Source organism: Enterobacter sp. HK169 (assembly GCF_001719105.1).
Lineage (GTDB): Bacteria > Pseudomonadota > Gammaproteobacteria > Enterobacterales > Enterobacteriaceae > Enterobacter > Enterobacter asburiae_B.
In genome coordinates this window covers 95,722-111,198 of record NZ_CP017087.1, presented here as the reverse complement: position 1 = coordinate 111,198, position 15,477 = coordinate 95,722, and the positions used below count along the sequence as shown (strand labels likewise).

The 15,477-nt window shown below is 57.3% G+C and carries 17 protein-coding genes; 4 read left to right on the top strand and 13 right to left on the bottom strand.

Annotated features, from left to right (window positions below; genetic code table 11):
- Positions 1-10: 10 nt before the first annotated feature.
- The gene (locus EnteroDNA1_RS00615; RefSeq protein ID WP_073001132.1) at positions 11-913 is read right to left on the bottom strand and encodes a LysR family transcriptional regulator; all 903 of its coding nucleotides are present in this window, start codon (positions 911-913) and stop codon (positions 11-13) included.
- A 145-nt stretch (positions 914-1,058) separates the two neighbouring features.
- Between EnteroDNA1_RS00615 and EnteroDNA1_RS00610 the strand changes: the two genes are divergently transcribed.
- Positions 1,059-2,273, top strand: a complete 1,215-nt coding sequence (locus EnteroDNA1_RS00610; RefSeq protein ID WP_069302639.1) for an MFS transporter — start codon at positions 1,059-1,061, stop codon at positions 2,271-2,273.
- 75 nt (positions 2,274-2,348) lie between these two features.
- Here the strand turns inward: EnteroDNA1_RS00610 and flgL are convergent, their stop codons facing one another.
- The 11 genes from flgL to flgB form a co-directional block, all read right to left on the bottom strand.
- Entirely contained in the window at positions 2,349-3,302 is a 954-nt protein-coding gene (gene flgL / locus EnteroDNA1_RS00605; RefSeq protein WP_033145208.1) for a flagellar hook-associated protein FlgL, read from the bottom strand.
- 14 nt (positions 3,303-3,316) lie between these two features.
- Positions 3,317-4,957: a flagellar hook-associated protein FlgK gene (gene flgK / locus EnteroDNA1_RS00600; protein ID WP_069302638.1), complete on the bottom strand. Its 1,641-nt coding sequence runs from the start codon at positions 4,955-4,957 to the stop codon at positions 3,317-3,319.
- 75 nt (positions 4,958-5,032) lie between these two features.
- Positions 5,033-5,986: a flagellar assembly peptidoglycan hydrolase FlgJ gene (gene flgJ / locus EnteroDNA1_RS00595; protein ID WP_023311141.1), complete on the bottom strand. Its 954-nt coding sequence runs from the start codon at positions 5,984-5,986 to the stop codon at positions 5,033-5,035.
- A complete protein-coding gene (locus EnteroDNA1_RS00590; RefSeq protein WP_029740346.1) occupies positions 5,986-7,083 on the bottom strand; it encodes a flagellar basal body P-ring protein FlgI in 1,098 nt (365 codons plus the stop codon). The genes flgJ and EnteroDNA1_RS00590 overlap by 1 nt, the downstream gene beginning before the upstream one ends.
- A gap of 12 nt (positions 7,084-7,095) precedes the next feature.
- The gene (flgH, locus tag EnteroDNA1_RS00585) at positions 7,096-7,794 is read right to left on the bottom strand and encodes a flagellar basal body L-ring protein FlgH (protein WP_024909015.1); all 699 of its coding nucleotides are present in this window, start codon (positions 7,792-7,794) and stop codon (positions 7,096-7,098) included.
- Positions 7,795-7,851: 57 nt separating this feature from the next.
- Positions 7,852-8,634, bottom strand: a complete 783-nt coding sequence (flgG, locus tag EnteroDNA1_RS00580; protein WP_008500810.1) for a flagellar basal-body rod protein FlgG — start codon at positions 8,632-8,634, stop codon at positions 7,852-7,854.
- Positions 8,635-8,645: 11 nt separating this feature from the next.
- Positions 8,646-9,401 carry a flagellar basal body rod protein FlgF gene (locus EnteroDNA1_RS00575; RefSeq protein WP_033145205.1) on the bottom strand — a complete coding sequence of 252 codons (756 nt, stop codon included), beginning with the start codon at positions 9,399-9,401 and terminating at the stop codon, positions 8,646-8,648.
- Positions 9,402-9,421: 20 nt separating this feature from the next.
- Entirely contained in the window at positions 9,422-10,672 is a 1,251-nt protein-coding gene (gene flgE / locus EnteroDNA1_RS00570; protein ID WP_039261882.1) for a flagellar hook protein FlgE, read from the bottom strand.
- Between the two features lie 26 nt (positions 10,673-10,698).
- Complete coding sequence (gene flgD, locus EnteroDNA1_RS00565) at positions 10,699-11,409, bottom strand: flagellar hook assembly protein FlgD (RefSeq protein ID WP_029740349.1); 711 nt, start codon at positions 11,407-11,409, stop codon at positions 10,699-10,701.
- Positions 11,410-11,420: 11 nt separating this feature from the next.
- Positions 11,421-11,825 (bottom strand): flagellar basal body rod protein FlgC, encoded by a 405-nt coding sequence (gene flgC / locus EnteroDNA1_RS00560; protein WP_008500814.1) that lies wholly within the window; start codon positions 11,823-11,825, stop codon positions 11,421-11,423.
- Between the two features lie 3 nt (positions 11,826-11,828).
- Complete coding sequence (flgB, locus tag EnteroDNA1_RS00555) at positions 11,829-12,245, bottom strand: flagellar basal body rod protein FlgB (RefSeq protein ID WP_023311135.1); 417 nt, start codon at positions 12,243-12,245, stop codon at positions 11,829-11,831.
- Between the two features lie 157 nt (positions 12,246-12,402).
- Between flgB and flgA the strand changes: the two genes are divergently transcribed.
- From flgA to flgN, 3 genes are all read left to right on the top strand, one after another.
- Entirely contained in the window at positions 12,403-13,062 is a 660-nt protein-coding gene (gene flgA / locus EnteroDNA1_RS00550; protein WP_023311134.1) for a flagellar basal body P-ring formation chaperone FlgA, read from the top strand.
- Positions 13,063-13,155: 93 nt separating this feature from the next.
- The gene (flgM, locus tag EnteroDNA1_RS00545; protein WP_023311133.1) at positions 13,156-13,449 is read left to right on the top strand and encodes a flagellar biosynthesis anti-sigma factor FlgM; all 294 of its coding nucleotides are present in this window, start codon (positions 13,156-13,158) and stop codon (positions 13,447-13,449) included.
- 4 nt (positions 13,450-13,453) lie between these two features.
- Complete coding sequence (gene flgN / locus EnteroDNA1_RS00540; protein WP_008500818.1) at positions 13,454-13,879, top strand: flagella biosynthesis chaperone FlgN; 426 nt, start codon at positions 13,454-13,456, stop codon at positions 13,877-13,879.
- A 59-nt stretch (positions 13,880-13,938) separates the two neighbouring features.
- Here flgN and murJ read toward each other — a convergent pair whose 3' ends face one another.
- Positions 13,939-15,474: a murein biosynthesis integral membrane protein MurJ gene (gene murJ, locus EnteroDNA1_RS00535; RefSeq protein WP_048975864.1), complete on the bottom strand. Its 1,536-nt coding sequence runs from the start codon at positions 15,472-15,474 to the stop codon at positions 13,939-13,941.
- Between the last annotated feature and the right edge of the window lie 3 nt (positions 15,475-15,477).

The window sequence follows — 15,477 nt, the reverse complement described above, 5'->3', positions numbered from 1 at the left end:
TCGGCTTTTTTTATGGCTGCTGCACGGGCTTTCTCATTCCGGTCACCTCAGGCATGACCTGCCGCATCAACTCCAGAAAACGCCGCAAGCGTGCCGGATAATAGCGGGACCAGGGGTAAACCAGATGCACCGGTAACGCCGCTGGCTGCCACTCTGGCAGCAAATGCACCAGCCGCCCTTCCCGAATATCATCCTGTACCGTCCAGCTGGATACCACCGCCACGCCAAGCCCGGTGAGCGCCGTATTGCGTGCGACATACAGGCTGTCGGTGCTCAGCCGTGGCGTAATAGCAATCCGCGCGGTGGCGGATGATGCATCGTGAAAAAGCTCCACATGGCGCTGGTAGAAAGAGCTAATCGCTATCCAGGGAAACTGCTGCAAATCCTCCGGCGTGTTGACCGTCGGGAAACGGGCCAGCAGCGCCGGAGAAGCCACTACCGAACGCGGCACTTCGGCCAGCAGCACGGACACGGTCGCCGGATCGACTTCCACGCCCACCCGAATCGCACAGTCAAGGTTGTCGCCGAGGAAGTCCGCCGACCGATCGTTGAGCATCCACTCAATCGAAAGCTGCGGATAACGTTGCAAAAACTCGGTTACGGGTTTCAGAAGCTGGTCCTGACCAAACGCGTGAGGAGCGCGCACCCGCAGCACGCCTACCGGCTCATCTTCCGTCTGCCCCACCTCATCTTCCAGCGCCAGCCAGCTGTCAATCACCCGACGGGCGTGCTGATAACAGCGCTCGCCGTCATCCGTCAGCCGCGTCGTGTGGGTGGTGCGCAATATCAGGCGCACGCCCAGCATGGTCTCCAGCGACTGTAACCGTCTGCTTACCGTGGCCTGGGTAGTAGCCAGCTGCCGTGCCGCCGCAGAGAGGGATCCCGCCTCCACAATACGAACAAACGTCCGCATTAGCTCCACCCTGTCTATACGCTCAGCTCTTTTCATCGCATTTTCACTTATACGTTTAACGTATAAGCGTTTTACCACCGGGCCCGCTACCGTCGCAAGGCGTACTGATAAAAAATAACCTCACACGACGAATGAGGTACATCTTATGAACACAACAACCGCCGCCCATGCCGTGAGCCGCTGGGTAATCTTAATGCTGGCGATCGGTGCAGGTTTCAGCGTGGCATCTATCTATTATGCCCAGCCTCTGCTGCCGCTGATGGGCGCAGACCTTCATCTGAGTATCGAAGGAATGGGGTTGGTCCCAACGCTCACCCAGGCGGGATATGCCCTGGGGATCCTGTTCCTGCTTCCGCTCGGCGATCGCCACGACCGCAGGACGTTAATCCTGATAAAAAGTGCGGCGCTGGCGCTGTTTCTTCTCGGCTGTAGCCTGACCGGGCAGATCCACTCTCTGCTACTGGCCAGCCTGCTCATCGGCATGGCCGCCACCATGGCACAGGATATTGTCCCTGCCGCAGCCATCCTTGCGCCGGAAGGTAAACAGGGGAAAACCGTGGGTACGGTAATGACCGGGCTGCTGATGGGTATCTTATTATCAAGAACCGTGAGCGGCGTGGTGGGCGAAGCGTTTGGCTGGCGCGTCATGTACCAGCTGGCGGCGGCGAGCATTGCGTTCGTCGGGGTGATGATGTGGTTTGTGCTTCCCCGTTTTGCCATTCACTCCACGCTGAGCTACCCCGCGCTGATGCGCTCAATGGAGCATCTGTGGCGTCGCTATCCGGCGCTGCGCCGTGCGGCGCTGGCTCAGGGCTTCCTGTCGATTGCCTTCAGCGCCTTCTGGTCTACGCTTGCGGTCATGCTGCTGGAACGCTATCACCTGGGTAGTGCCGTAGCGGGTGGTTTTGGTATTGCAGGTGCCGCCGGTGCGTTAGCTGCCCCGCTGGCAGGGGGTCTGGCGGACAAACTGGGCGCAGGAAAAGTCACGCAGATTGGTGCCGCTCTTGTGACCGTCTCATTCGCCCTGATGTTCCTGATGCCCACGCTGGGCGTTCATGGACAGCTGATTCTGATCGCCATCTCCGCCGTCGGGTTCGACCTGGGTCTGCAGTCCAGCCTGGTCGCTCACCAGAACCTGGTATACAGCCTTGAACCTCAGGCGCGCGGTCGTCTCAACGCCCTGCTCTTTACGGTGGTCTTTATCGGGATGGCGCTGGGTTCCGCGTTAGGCAGCAATATCTACTCGCTGGCCGGCTGGACGGGCGTGGTCGCGCTGGCGACGGTCTGTGGCGTCATTGCGCTGGCAATCCGTCTGATAGAAAGCGCACGAGTTACCTCCGCATCAGCAGAAGTTGCATAAAAAAAATGCCCAATCCAGACGGATTGGGCAGTAAAACATGCCCAGTTTCAAGACATGTTCCAAGAGGTCAAGATGTTATTTGTTCAGCTGGAACAGAGACATGCCCTGCATATCGCTAAACGCTTTATAAGACGCCTGCAAGGCCGCCTGCTGCATGGTGTAAGAGGAAATCGCTTCGTTCCAGTCAACATCCACCAGGTCACTCATCTGCTTGGTCTGACCCAGCGCGCGGTCATCACCCAGCGTGTCGAGTTTTTCCAGCTCGTTCATCTTGGTTCCCACATCCGCAACGACCGTCAGGACATTGTTCTGGGAGTTTTTGATGCCGATTTGCGCATTGGCAATCACCTGGCTTTGCGCCGTTGCGGCAGCCGGATCGTTCTCAATCGGTGTCTTCAGCGAGGCAATAGCAGAATCCAGGATTTTGAACATGTTGGTCTGGCCATATCCACCGCCCGGCAGCTGTTCCGCATTACTGGTAATGCTTTCGAAAATTTGCTGGCCGGTATGGCTAATGGTCATATTTCGCGCCGTATCAACCTGCTGCGTGATGGCCTCAGCGCCGCCGTTGTAATCCCCGGTCGCGGCATCAAACGGTGCGCTCTCGGTTTTGTATCCCGCAAAGATAAAACGACCATTACCATCCGTCGTGTTGGCCAGGTTCATCAGCTGATCGCGGATCCCCTGAATATCGGTTGCCAGAGAAAGACGGTCGTCATCGCTTAATGTGCCGTTCGACGCATAAACGAGCTTCTCGCGCACGCTTGAGATCGCAGTGTTGACCTGGGTTAACACGTTATCTTCCAGCGAGACCTTCTGCGTTGCAAAGGTACGCGCGAGCGCAAACTGGCTGTTTTGCGACTGAGACTGTGACAGAACGATGGCCTGCGACGCGGCGATAGGATCGTCCGAAGGACGATTGACACGCTTGCCGGTGGACATCTGCTCACCGTAGCTCAGCCATCTGCTCTGGGAATCGGTGATCCCACGCATGTTCTGCTCATACATCATCTGGGTGCTAATACGCATTGTTCACCTCAACCTTAACGAATGTTGATAATTGCATCGAAGAGCGTACTGGCAGTTTGTAGCACCTGGGCATTGGCCAGGTAATACTGCTGATAACGCTGCAAATTGCCATACTCTTCGTCGAGGTTTACCCCAGAGATGGTCTGCTGCTGCTTGATTAACTGCGTTTCCACGTTGGCTTTCGTCTGGCTGCTCACCTTTAGTGACGCCGTTGAGCTACCGACGGTACTGACGAGAGAGGCATACGCATCGTTGAAGGTTTTATTTCCACCCACCACTTTGCCGTTTTGCAGATCGAGCAGTTTCTGGCCGTTACGGTTGTCACTTTCGCCGCCGTTCTGCACAGATGCCATCGCCAGTTTGGACTCGTCGCTGATCGCGAGATCCATGTTCATGATGACGTTGGAAACAGGCTTCACGGTAAAGCTGTCTTTGGTATTTGCCGTGCCGCTCACGTTGACGTTAAGGCCATCAAACGACAGATTGCCGCTGGCATCCGGGCTCATCGTAAAGCTGGTTTTGTCTGACGTGCGGGTGACCGTCCAGTCAGTGCCGTTAAACTGCAGCTTATAGTCTGTCGCCTGGACCTGTTTGCTGTCCGCCACAGAAGCCGTAACAACGGCCGAACCGCCGTTCTTGCTGTTGGACAGAACCGACGGAGAACCGAAGTTGAACAGCTTACCGCCCGCATCACCGTTCGCATCAAAACCGGCTTCATGCTGCGTGTTCATCGCATCGGCAAAGGCCAGCGCCATCTGGTTCAGGGTGTTACGCGCTTTATCCAGATCTTCCGTGCGGAAGGTCAGTAAACCGCCCAAAGAACCGGTGGTGATAAATTTCTCGGGGATCTCAATATTACCCGCCACGTCATCGACGTAGGCGATAGTCGTACGAGCGGGATCGGCGCTGGACTTCACGGCCGCCAGCTGGCTGGCTTTGCTGCCCTGCACCAGGCTGTAACCGTTGCCGAGAGAGATGTTAAACGTACCGCTATCCTGCACGGAGACTTCCACGCCCACGATTTTGTTCAGCTCATTGACGAGCTGATCGCGCTGGTCGAGCAGATCGTTAGGCGATGCGCCCGCACCGACGCCGGTCAGACGGGAGATCTGATCGTTCAGGTTCGCAATCTGTTTGGCATAGTTGTTGATCTGAGACACGCTGGTCCCAATCGCGGTATTGACCTGCGTATCCTGGTCACGCAGATACTGATCGTTGGTTTTGAACTGATTGACCAGACCGCCCGCTTTACCCAGCACCGTCTGACGTGCTGCCGGGTCTTCCGCGTTGCTCACCAGGGTTTGCAGGCTTTTGAAGAAGTCCTGCAGGGTGGTGGAGAGCGAGTTGGTGGTATCGGAGAGCACATCGTCAATTTTTGACATCTGCTGATAGCGCGTCGTCAGACCGCTGCTCTGCGTCTGCGCGGCGCGCAGCTGGTTGGTGATGAAGGCGTCATACTCACGCTGGACACCGGAGACATAAACCCCGTTACCCACCCAGCCACCGCCGGTCAGCGTGCTGTTAGATGCGCCCAGCACCGTGGTCTGGCGGGTGTAACCTGCCACGTTATAGCTTGAAATATTATTACTGACGGTATTGAGTGCCGACTGCGCGGCACTGAGGCCACTCATGGCGCTGTTAATCAAACTGGACATGGGGGTTCCTTTTATACGTTCAGACACGAGTCCTGATGAAGGTTATCGGCAACCTCCACCGGGACTTGAGAACTTTCAGAACAGATTTTCAATATCTGTGCTATAGGCTTTGCTGACCTTCTCGCCCATGGATTTCAGCTGCTGGATCATGCTGGTGAGCTTGCGCGCATAGTTCGGGTCAGTCGCGTAGCCCGCGTTTTGTAAGGCCTGAGCGCCCTGCTCCGCCGTCGCCGCCTGCGTAACGGCGGTATAACGCGGATTGCGGCTCAGCAGGCCAACGTAGTCGGACAATGCTTCCAGATAGGAGCTGTAGACGCGGAATTTTGCTTTGACCTTCACCGCCGCACCGTTCTCGTATTCGGTGGTCGTGATCTCCGTTGTTGGCCCCTTCCAGCTGGAGGTGGCCTTCACGCCGAAGATGTTGAAGCTCGGATCGCCGTTTTCCTTGCGGATCTGACGCTGGCCCCAGCCCGACTCCAGCGCGGCCTGCGCCAGAATCAGGTGATGCGGCACGCCGCTCTGTTCGCTGGCAAGGCGCGCGGGCAGAGAAAGCTGCGCCAGGAAGTCTTTGCTGTCACCGGAGAGCGGCTCATCGCCGCTGCCCGTGGCTTTTGGCATCGCTTTACGCACCATTTGCGTCAGAGCCTGGTTCTGATAACTGGTCACCGTTTCCAGGTCGAATTTCATCGGCACCTGCTGCGTCTGTTCCTGAGGCTGAATGCCCTGCGCGGCTTCGGTCTGTTTCACAATCATGTCAGCCAGACCGAGGCCTTTACCGGCGGTCATCTGCTGCGCAATCTGCTGGTCATACATGCTGGTGTAGAGACGCGTTGAATCACTGCTGAACATCCCGTCTTTCGGCAGGGTTTCGCGCATGCTTTTCAGCATCATCTGTACAAACATCCCTTCCACCTGGCGGGCGACCGGGCGGATGTTCGCCGCCGGGTCTTTGCCTGCTTTGGTTTTCAGTTCGTTGAGCGACTGGGCGTCCCAGGCTGCACTGGTCAACAGTTTGCTATCGGTCAGCATTAGATGATTTCCAGTTTGGCGCGCAGGCAGCCCGCGCTTTGCATGGATTGCAGGATGGACATCAGATCCATCGGCGTTGCGCCCAGGGCGTTCAGGGCGCGCACCACGCTGTTCAGGTTGGCGCTGGAGCGAACGCTCTGCAGCGACCCGCCGCTCTGACGCATATCAATCTGCGTTTGCGGCGTCACCACCGTCTGACCGCCACCAAATGGCGTATTCGGCTGGCTCACGTTCGCGGAGCGGTTTACCGTCACGGAGAGGTTACCCTGCGCCACGGCACAGCTGTCCAGCGACACTTCCCGGTTCATCACCACCGAGCCGGTACGGGAGTTGATGATCACTTTCGCATCCTGAACCGGAACGTTCACTTCCATATTCTGGATATCCGCCAGCATGCGCACCTGGTTGCTGCTGCCGGTGGAGGTGCGGATCTGCACGGTGCGCGCGTCGAGTGCCGTTGCATTACCGTAGCCGCGGCTGCGGTTGATGGTATCGGCAATTTGCTGCGCCATGGTGAAGTCTTCATTATTAAGCTGCAGGTTGATGGTGTTGCCCGCGCCAAACTGGGTCGGCAGTTCACGCTCAATGATCGCACCGTTGGTGATACGTCCACCGTTCAGCTGGTTCACCTGCACGCTGCTTCCGCCTGCGGATGCCCCCGCACCGCCAACCAGAATGTTCCCCTGCGCCAGCGCATAGACCTGGCTGTCAACGCCTTTCAGCGGAGTCATCAGCAGCGTACCGCCGCGCAGGCTTTTGGCGTTACCCATTGAGGAGACCACCACATCAATGGTCTGCCCCTGACGCGCAAACGCCGGGTAGGACGCAGTGACCATTACCGCGGCCACGTTTTTCAGCTGCATGTTGGTTCCCGCCGGCACGGTAATGCCGAGCTGGGAAAGCATGTTGTTCAGGCTTTGGGTGGTGAACGGCGTCTGGGTCGTCTGGTCACCGGTACCATCCAGACCGACCACCAGGCCATAGCCAATCAGGGAGTTTTCACGAACGCCCTGAACGCTGGTGAGGTCGCGAATACGGTCAGCCTGGGCAAATGTTGCCACCAGCGCGAGCGCCACGGCGAAGATCGATTTAAACATGGGTCACCTCGCTTACATCGGCGATAAATTAAGGAAGAAGCGCTGCAGCCAACCCATATTTTGCGCTTCATTGATATAGCCGTTACCGACGTACTCAATGCGCGCATCCGCCACCTGGGTGGACGGAACGGTGTTGGTGCCGCTGATGGTGCGAGGGTTAACCACGCCCGAGAAGCGAATGAATTCAGTGCCCTGGTTGATGGCGATCTGTTTTTCACCCACAACGTGCAAGTTGCCGTTAACCAGTACCTGGTCAACCGTGACCGTCAGCGTACCGCTGAAGGTGTTGCTGGCGTTCGCTCCGCCTTTGCCGTTAAAGGTATTGCCGCCGGACGCGTTCACATCAGCACGCGCGTTGCCGAACAGCCCTTCAAGATAGCGTGGCACGGTATCGAAGCCAAAATTGGTTTTGCCATCGCGGCTGGCGTTCGCCGACGAGCTCTTGCTTGCGCTGACGTTTTCCTGCAGCACAATGGTCAATGTATCGCCGACGTTACGCGGGCGGCGATCTTCAAACAGCGGCTGATAGCCGTAATTAATCGGCTGCGCGGTCTGGAAAATGGAGCCGTTTACCACTGGCGCGGGGCCAGGAACGGGTTGGGCAGTCGTCGCACCCTGGACCAATGGTTTAGACGGGATCAAAGCACACCCGCTGAGGGTGACAGCCAGAACAGTCAGTATCGGATAACGAAACGCCGCGTTTTTTTGCATTGCCTTCATCTTCGAAAACAGGGAGCCGGTGCGGCGTTTACCGCACCGGGCTACACCTTAGAGTTGCGTCAGTTTCTGCAGCATCTGGTCGGTCGTCGACACTGCTTTACTGTTAATTTCATACGCGCGCTGGACCTGGATCATATTCACCAGCTCTTCCGCCACGTTCACGTTGGACGTTTCAACATACCCCTGGTACAGCAGCCCCGCGCCGTTCAGGCCCGGGGTGCTCTCATTCGGCGTACCGGAGGATTGCGTTTCGGTGTAGAGGTTCTCACCAATGCTTTCCAGACCGGTATCGTTCATGAAGGTGGTCAGGTTGAGCTGCCCGACCTGAACCGGCGCGGCCTGTCCCTGCTGGGTCACGCTGACCACACCGTCGCGTCCGATGGTGATGCTCAGGGCATTCGCCGGGATAGTAATCGCAGGCTGAACCTGGAAACCGCCCGCCGTCACCAGCTGGCCGTTCTGATCGACCTGGAACGAACCGTCGCGGGTATAGGCAGAGGTCCCGTCAGGCAGCTGCACCTGGAAGAAGCCCTGGCCTTTGATTGCCACGTCTTTACTGTTGTTGGTCTGAGACAGGTTGCCCTGGCTGTGCAGACGCTCGGTGGCCACCGGACGAACACCGGTACCGATCTGCAGGCCCGACGGCAGCGTCGTCTGTTCAGAAGACTGCGCGCCCGGCTGGCGGATGGTTTGATAAAGCAAATCTTCGAAAACGGCACGCTGACGCTTGAAACCATTGGTGCTCACGTTTGCCAGGTTGTTGGCAATCACGTCCATATTGGTTTGCTGGGCGTCCAGGCCAGTTTTCGCGATCCATAAAGAACTGATCATAAGGAGTCCTGTTAACTCATAGCCAGAAGTTGGTTAGCTTTGCCCGCGTTTTCATCCACGCTGCTGATGATCTTCATCTGCATTTCAAAACGACGGGCGCTGGCAATCATGTCGGTCATGGCTTCGACCGGCTTGACGTTGCTGCCTTCCAGAACGCCGGACATCACGCGGATGCTCGGATCGGCCTGTAACGTGGCACCACGCGTCGCCTGCGCCGCCTGGGTCAGACGGAACATGCCGTCGTCGCCGCGCTGCACGTCTTTGGCTTCCGCTTTCACCAGCTTCAGACGTCCGACGGGCGCAACGGTATTGGCCGGATCGCCCGGGTTCAGCGCCGAAATGGTGCCGTCCGCGGCGATAGTCAGCTCAGAGCCTTCCGGCACGGTCAGCGGACCCGCTTCCCCCATCACCGGATGCCCCTGAATCGTCAGCTGGCCCGTCGCGCTCACCTGGATATTGCCGTTACGGGTATAGCCTTCGCTGCCGTCCGCAGTTTGCACCGCCAGCCAGCCGTCCTGCTGCAGGGCAACGTCCAGCGGGCGCGAGGTGTAGTCCATCTGCCCAGGCGTCATATCTGCGCCAGGGGTTGATGCCGTCACCAGCGTACGGGTCGGCAGGGACAGCCCTTCTACCGGCACCGCGCGCAGCGCATTAAGCTGCGCGCGAAAGCCCGGCGTAGAGGCGTTTGCCAGGTTGCTGGCGGTAACGGCCTGCTGATTGAGCGTCTGACTTGCCGCGCCCATCGCGGTATATATTGCGTGATCCATTGCGCTTTCCTGTTAGCCGCTTAACGCAGGTTAACCAGCGTGTTGAGGATCTGGTCCTGGGTTTTGATGGTCTGCGCGTTCGACTGATAGTTACGCTGCGCGACGATCATGTTCACCAGTTCTTTACTCATATCCACGTTGGAAGCTTCCAGCGCGCCGTTAGTCAGCTTGCCGAAGTTACCGGTGCCTGCGGTACCCAGCAGCGCCACGCCGGAGGACTGAGTAGCAGACCAGACGTTGTCGCCTTCAGATTTCAGGCCTTCGTTGTTCGCGAAGTTTGCCAACACGATCTGGCCCAGAACCTGAGACTGTTCGTTAGAGTAGCTTCCCACCACGGTGCCATCGTCGTTGATCTGGTAGCTCACCAGGTCGCCAGGCTTGTAGCCGTTCTGATTGGTTGCCACAACGCTGTTTGCACCGGTGTTCTGCTGCATGGAGTTCTGGAAGCTCAGGGAGAAGGTCGCCGCCGTCGCACCGCTGACAGAACCCGTGGTGATGTTAATGGCCGGCGTGGCGTTTGGCGTTGCGCTCAGTACACCCGCAGCGTCGTAGTTGTAGACACCCGCCAGGTTACCGTTCGCATCAAAGTTCATCTGCGCCGCTTTCGCTGCTGTAGAACCCGCAACGCTGCCGTCCTGAGTGTAAAGATCCCATTTATTGTTGGCCGTCTTCACGTAGTAGACGTACATGTTGTGGGCGTTACCCTGGCTGTCGAATACGGTCACGGTCCCTTTTTTGTTATAGGTATCCGGGTTGGTCGCATCGAACGGGGCAGTTTGAACAGGATCGGTTGAGTTCAGGTTGATCTGCTGCGTCGCGGTGGTGGTTGATTTCGCCGCCATCAGGGTATTCGGGATAGTAATCGCCTGAGGGTTCGCACCGGTCTGAACGGTTGGAGGCGTTCCAGCTACCGGGTAGCCCGTCAGCTGCATGCCCTGCATGTTAACCAGCGTACGGTTTTCGTCCAGCTTGAACTGGCCGTTACGGCTGTAGAACACAGAACCGTTGGAATCGACCATACGGAAGAAACCGTTCTGGCTGATAGCAACGTCCAGACCACGACCGGTGTTGGTGGTGGTGCCGTCGGTAAAGTCCTGAGTGATGCCCGCAACTTTCACGCCCAGGCCGACTTTGGAACCGGCGAACATGTCCGCAAATGAAGCAGAACCGGATTTAAAACCATAGGTCGCGGAGTTGGCGATGTTGTTGCCAATGACGTCCAGGTTGGTGGCCGCAGCATTCAGGCCGCTGACCGCTTGAGAAAAGGCCATGACTTACTCCTGATAAGTGTTAAGGCTTAGATAATCTGCCGAACTTCGTCGAGTGTGGTGGAACCAGAGGTTCCCAAATCCAGTTTGTTGCCGTCGCTTCCTTTAATCACGCCCTGGACCAGCGCGAACTGCAGCGGCTGCGCCACCAGCTGGGTCGTCCCGTTGCTGGCGCTGATCGCTACTTTGTAAGAACCGTTTGGTGCTTTAGTGCCGTCGGTCAGGCTGCCATCCCACGTAAAGGTGTGAACGCCCGCCTTCAGCTCACCGATATCAATGGTGCGAACCACCACGTTATTGGCATCCATGATCGTTGCAGTGACCTTCTCAGCCGCCTGCTGGAGCTCAACGCCAAACGGCGTGGTGGTCGTTGTGGTGTTGCCTTCAGTGGTGCTGGTGCCCGCCAGAATCGTGGTTCCCGGGATCATCACCCCGTGGCCAATCAGGCTTGCCGCCTGCAGAGACTGGGCACTGTTGATCTGCCCGGAGACGGAGCCGAGGGTGGTGTTAAGTTTCTCAATGCCGCTCACGGTGCTGATCTGCGCAAGCTGCGTGGTCAGTTCGTTGTTCTGCATTGGGTTGGTGGGATCCTGGTTCTTAAGCTGCGCCACCAGCAGCGTCAGAAAGCTGCCCTGAAGATCGGAGGCATTGCTCCCGGTGAGGGAGTTAGAACCCGTCGTACTCTTCGTGTTATTAACACCCGAGTTCGTAGGATCATTCACATTTACGGCGATGGACATGCATGTCTCCTTTACTGGCCGAGAGTGAGCGTTTTGAGCATCATGCTCTTCACGGTATTCAGCACTTCAACGTTGGCCTGGTAGCTGCGGGAAGCCGACATGGAGTTCACCATCTCACCCACCACATCCACGTTTGGCATTTTCACGTATCCGCTGGCATCCGCGAGCGGGTTACCCGGCTCATACACCAGCCTGTCCGGCGCCTGGCTCTCTACCACATCAGACACCTTCACGCCGCCCGTCGCCGCGCCCGGCGCAGCATCGACCTGAAAGACAACCTGTTTGGCGCGATAAGGCTGGCCGTCTGGTCCGGTTACGCTGTCGGCGTTCGCCAGGTTACTGGCAGCCACGTTCAGGCGTTTGGACTGCGCGGTTAACGCCGAACCGGCAATATCAAAAATATTCAACAAGGCCATCTATCAGTTCCCCCCCTGCAGGACGTTCATCATGCCTTTGATTTGTCCGCCGAGTACGGTCAGGCCCGTCTGGTATTTCAGACTGTTATCGGCAAACTGGGTACGCTCCCGGTCCATATCCACGGTGTTACCGTCGAGTGAGGGCTGATCGGGAATGCGGTAAAGTAAATCGGTCGCTGGCGCGGTCATCGCCTGAGCAGGAATATGGCGAGAGGATGTCATGGCAAGTGCAACACCCGTTCCTTCGGCACGTCCACGCTCCATCACCTTTTTGAGTTCACTGGAAAAATCAATATCGCGCGCCTGAAACCCTGGGGTATCGGCGTTAGCGATGTTGGCGGCTAAAATCTCCTGCCGCTGGGCGCGTAAATTGAGCGCTTCCTGCTGAAAACGTAACGCGGCGTCGAGTTTATCGAGCATGTCTCCTCCGCTGATGGCAAAATTTCAGTTCACAGCTTAAATCTCACCCGGTCTCCCCTATCGACGGAATAAGCGCAAAATGCGTCGCTATTTATTGCGTTGATGCAAAACCACTGCAGGTAGAATTCATTCAACTCTGGAAACGGTGGAACTTGCGATGCAAACGTTAAAACGTGGCCTGGTGGCAACTTTCTTGCTCTTTAGCCCTCTGGTGCAGGCTGAAGGCTTACAGGATCGGCTGACGGCTTTTTTTGCTGAAAAGCTGGCGGGCTTTAGCGATGAGGTTAACGTTACCGTGCGCACCCCACCGAATCTGTACCCGACCTGTGACCAACCGTCATTCAGCGTGACGGGAACCACCCGGCTGTGGGGAAATGTGAACGTGCTGGCACGCTGCGCGAACGAAAAACGCTATTTACAGGTTGCAGTTCAGGCGACGGGCAATTATGTTGTCGCCGCCGTGCCCATTGCGCGCGGCAGCGTGCTGCAGACGAACAGCGTGACGTTAAAACGCGGCCGTCTGGACCAGCTGCCTCCACGCACCATGCTGGAAATGAACCAGGCACAGGACGCCGTCAGCCTGCGCGATGTCGCACCCGGCCAGCCGATACAGCTCTCAATGCTGCGTCAGTCATGGCGGGTAAAAGCGGGTCAACAGGTGATGGTGGTGGCCAACGGAGATGGCTTTAGCATCAACAGTGAAGGGAAAGCGTTAAACAATGCCGCGGTGGCGCAAAACGCCCGCGTCAGAATGTCCTCAGGCCAGGTGGTGAGCGGAACCGTCGATTCTGATGGGAATATTCTGATTAACCTATAATCTTTTTAAAGATTTCGCGGCGCGTGCCGATAAATATTCCACTAATGATGATGTCAGGCGCAAACGCCGCGAACCCTCGATGAGGACAACACTATGAGCATTGATCGTACATCAGCCCTGAAGCCGGTAAGCGCTGTACAACCTCGCGAAACGAATGACGCTCCTGCGCAGAAAACGCGTCTGGAAAAACCGTCAACGTCCAACAGCACCAGCGTGACCCTGAGCGACGCACAGGCAAAACTGATGCAGCCAGGCAGCAACGATATCAATATGGAACGTGTTGAAGCGCTGAAAACGGCTATTCGTAACGGTGAGCTGAAAATGGACACCAGCAAAATCGCTGACGCCCTGATTCAGGAAGCACAGAGTTTCTTACAGAGTAACTAACCGTATGAGTCGACTGTCAGAAATACTGGATCAAATGACGGTTGTTCTTAACGACCTGAAAACGGTAATGGACGCTGAACAGCAGCATCTCTCTTCCGGTCACATCAACGGCAGCGCGCTGCAGCGTATTACTGAAGATAAGAGTTCGCTACTGGCGACGCTGGATTATCTGGAGCAGCAGCGCCGCGCTGAGCAGGATCCTAAGCGTAGCGCCAATGACGATATTATTGAGCGCTGGCAAACCATTACCGAAAAAACCCAGCACCTGCGCGACCTTAACCAGCACAACGGCTGGCTACTGGAAGGTCAGATTGAACGTAATCAGCAGGCGCTTGAGGTATTGAAACCGCATAAAGAAACCGGACTGTACGGTGCGGATGGTCAAACAGCGACTGCGCGTATTGCGGGAGTTAAAAAGATTTCGATTTGACGCCTGTGCGACAAATCATGCAGCGGGGAGCACCATAAGGTGAACTCCCCTTTTGGCGTTTATGCCGTACGGCGGGCAAACTCTTTCACTTTGAACCCCAGCACCGCGAGCGTGGCAAAGTAAGCCACCACCCCGACGCCTACCACGGCCATCAGCCGCATCAGACGATAAGGCATGGTGCCCAGGGACCACTCCGGCATCACGTACATCATGCCGAGCAGCGCGGCTGACATCACCAGTACCGCAACGATCAGACGTGCCAGGAAACTTCCCCAGCCCGGCTGCGGCGTGAAAATATCCTGCTTGCGCAGCTGCCAGTACAACAGCCCGGCATTCAGACAGGCCGCCAGACCAATAGACAGCGACAGGCCGGCATGCTTCAGCGGACCAATAAACGCCAGGTTCATCAGCTGGGTCATAATCAGCGTCACGATGGCAATTTTCACCGGCGTTTTGATGTCCTGACGCGAGTAGAACCCGGGCGCCAGCACCTTGACGACGATCAGCCCCATCAAGCCGACCGAGTAGGCAATCAGCGCGCGCTGGGTCATGGCGGCATCAAAGGCGGTGAATTTCCCGTACTGGAAAAGCGACACCGTCAGCGGTTTGGCCAGAATGCCCAGCGCCACCGCGCTTGGCAGGGCCAGCAGGAAGCAGAGACGTAAACCCCAGTCCATCAGGCGGCAATATTCATCATGATTGCCGCTGGCAAAGCTTTTCGACAGCGACGGCAGCAGGATGGTCCCCAGCGCCACGCCCAGCACCCCGGACGGGAACTCCATCAGACGGTCGGCGTAGTACATCCAGGAAACCGAGCCGGACACGAGGAAAGAGGCAAAGATGGTGTTGATGATAAGCGAGATCTGGCTGACGGAGACGCCGAGAATAGCGGGCCCCATCTGCTTGATCACGCGCATCGCCCCGGCATCTTTGAGATTGATGCGCGGCAGCACCAGCATGCCGATTTTTTTCAGATGCGGCAGCTGGTACGCCAGCTGCAGCACGCCGCCGACGGTGACCGCCCAGGCCAGCGCCAGCACCGGCGGGTTGAAGTGCGGCGCGGCGAACAGGGCAAAACCGATCATGCTGACGTTGAGAAACGTTGGCGCAAACGCCGGAACAGAGAAGCGGTTCCAGGTGTTCAGGATCGCCCCCACCAGCGAGGCCAGCGAGATGAGCAGAATATAGGGGAAAGTAATGCGCAGCAGCTGCGAGGTCAGCGCAAATTTGTCAGCCGTATCGGCAAAACCGGGCGCGGTCACCATAATCACCCACGGCGCGGCCAGCATCCCGAGAACGGTCACCACCGCCAAAGCCAGCGTCAGCAGCCCGGAGACATAAGAAACAAAGACGCGCGTCGCGTCTTCACCCTGCTTGCTTTTATATTCCGCCAGAATGGGCACGAATGCCTGGGAAAACGCCCCTTCAGCAAAAATACGACGCAGCAGGTTCGGCAATTTGAACGCGACGAAAAAGGCGTCCGTAGCCATCCCTGCACCAAATACCCTTGCCACAATGGCGTCGCGCGCAAAACCCAGCACGCGGGAAAACATGGTCATCGAGCTGACGGCCGCCAGCGATTTTAATAAGTTCATTAA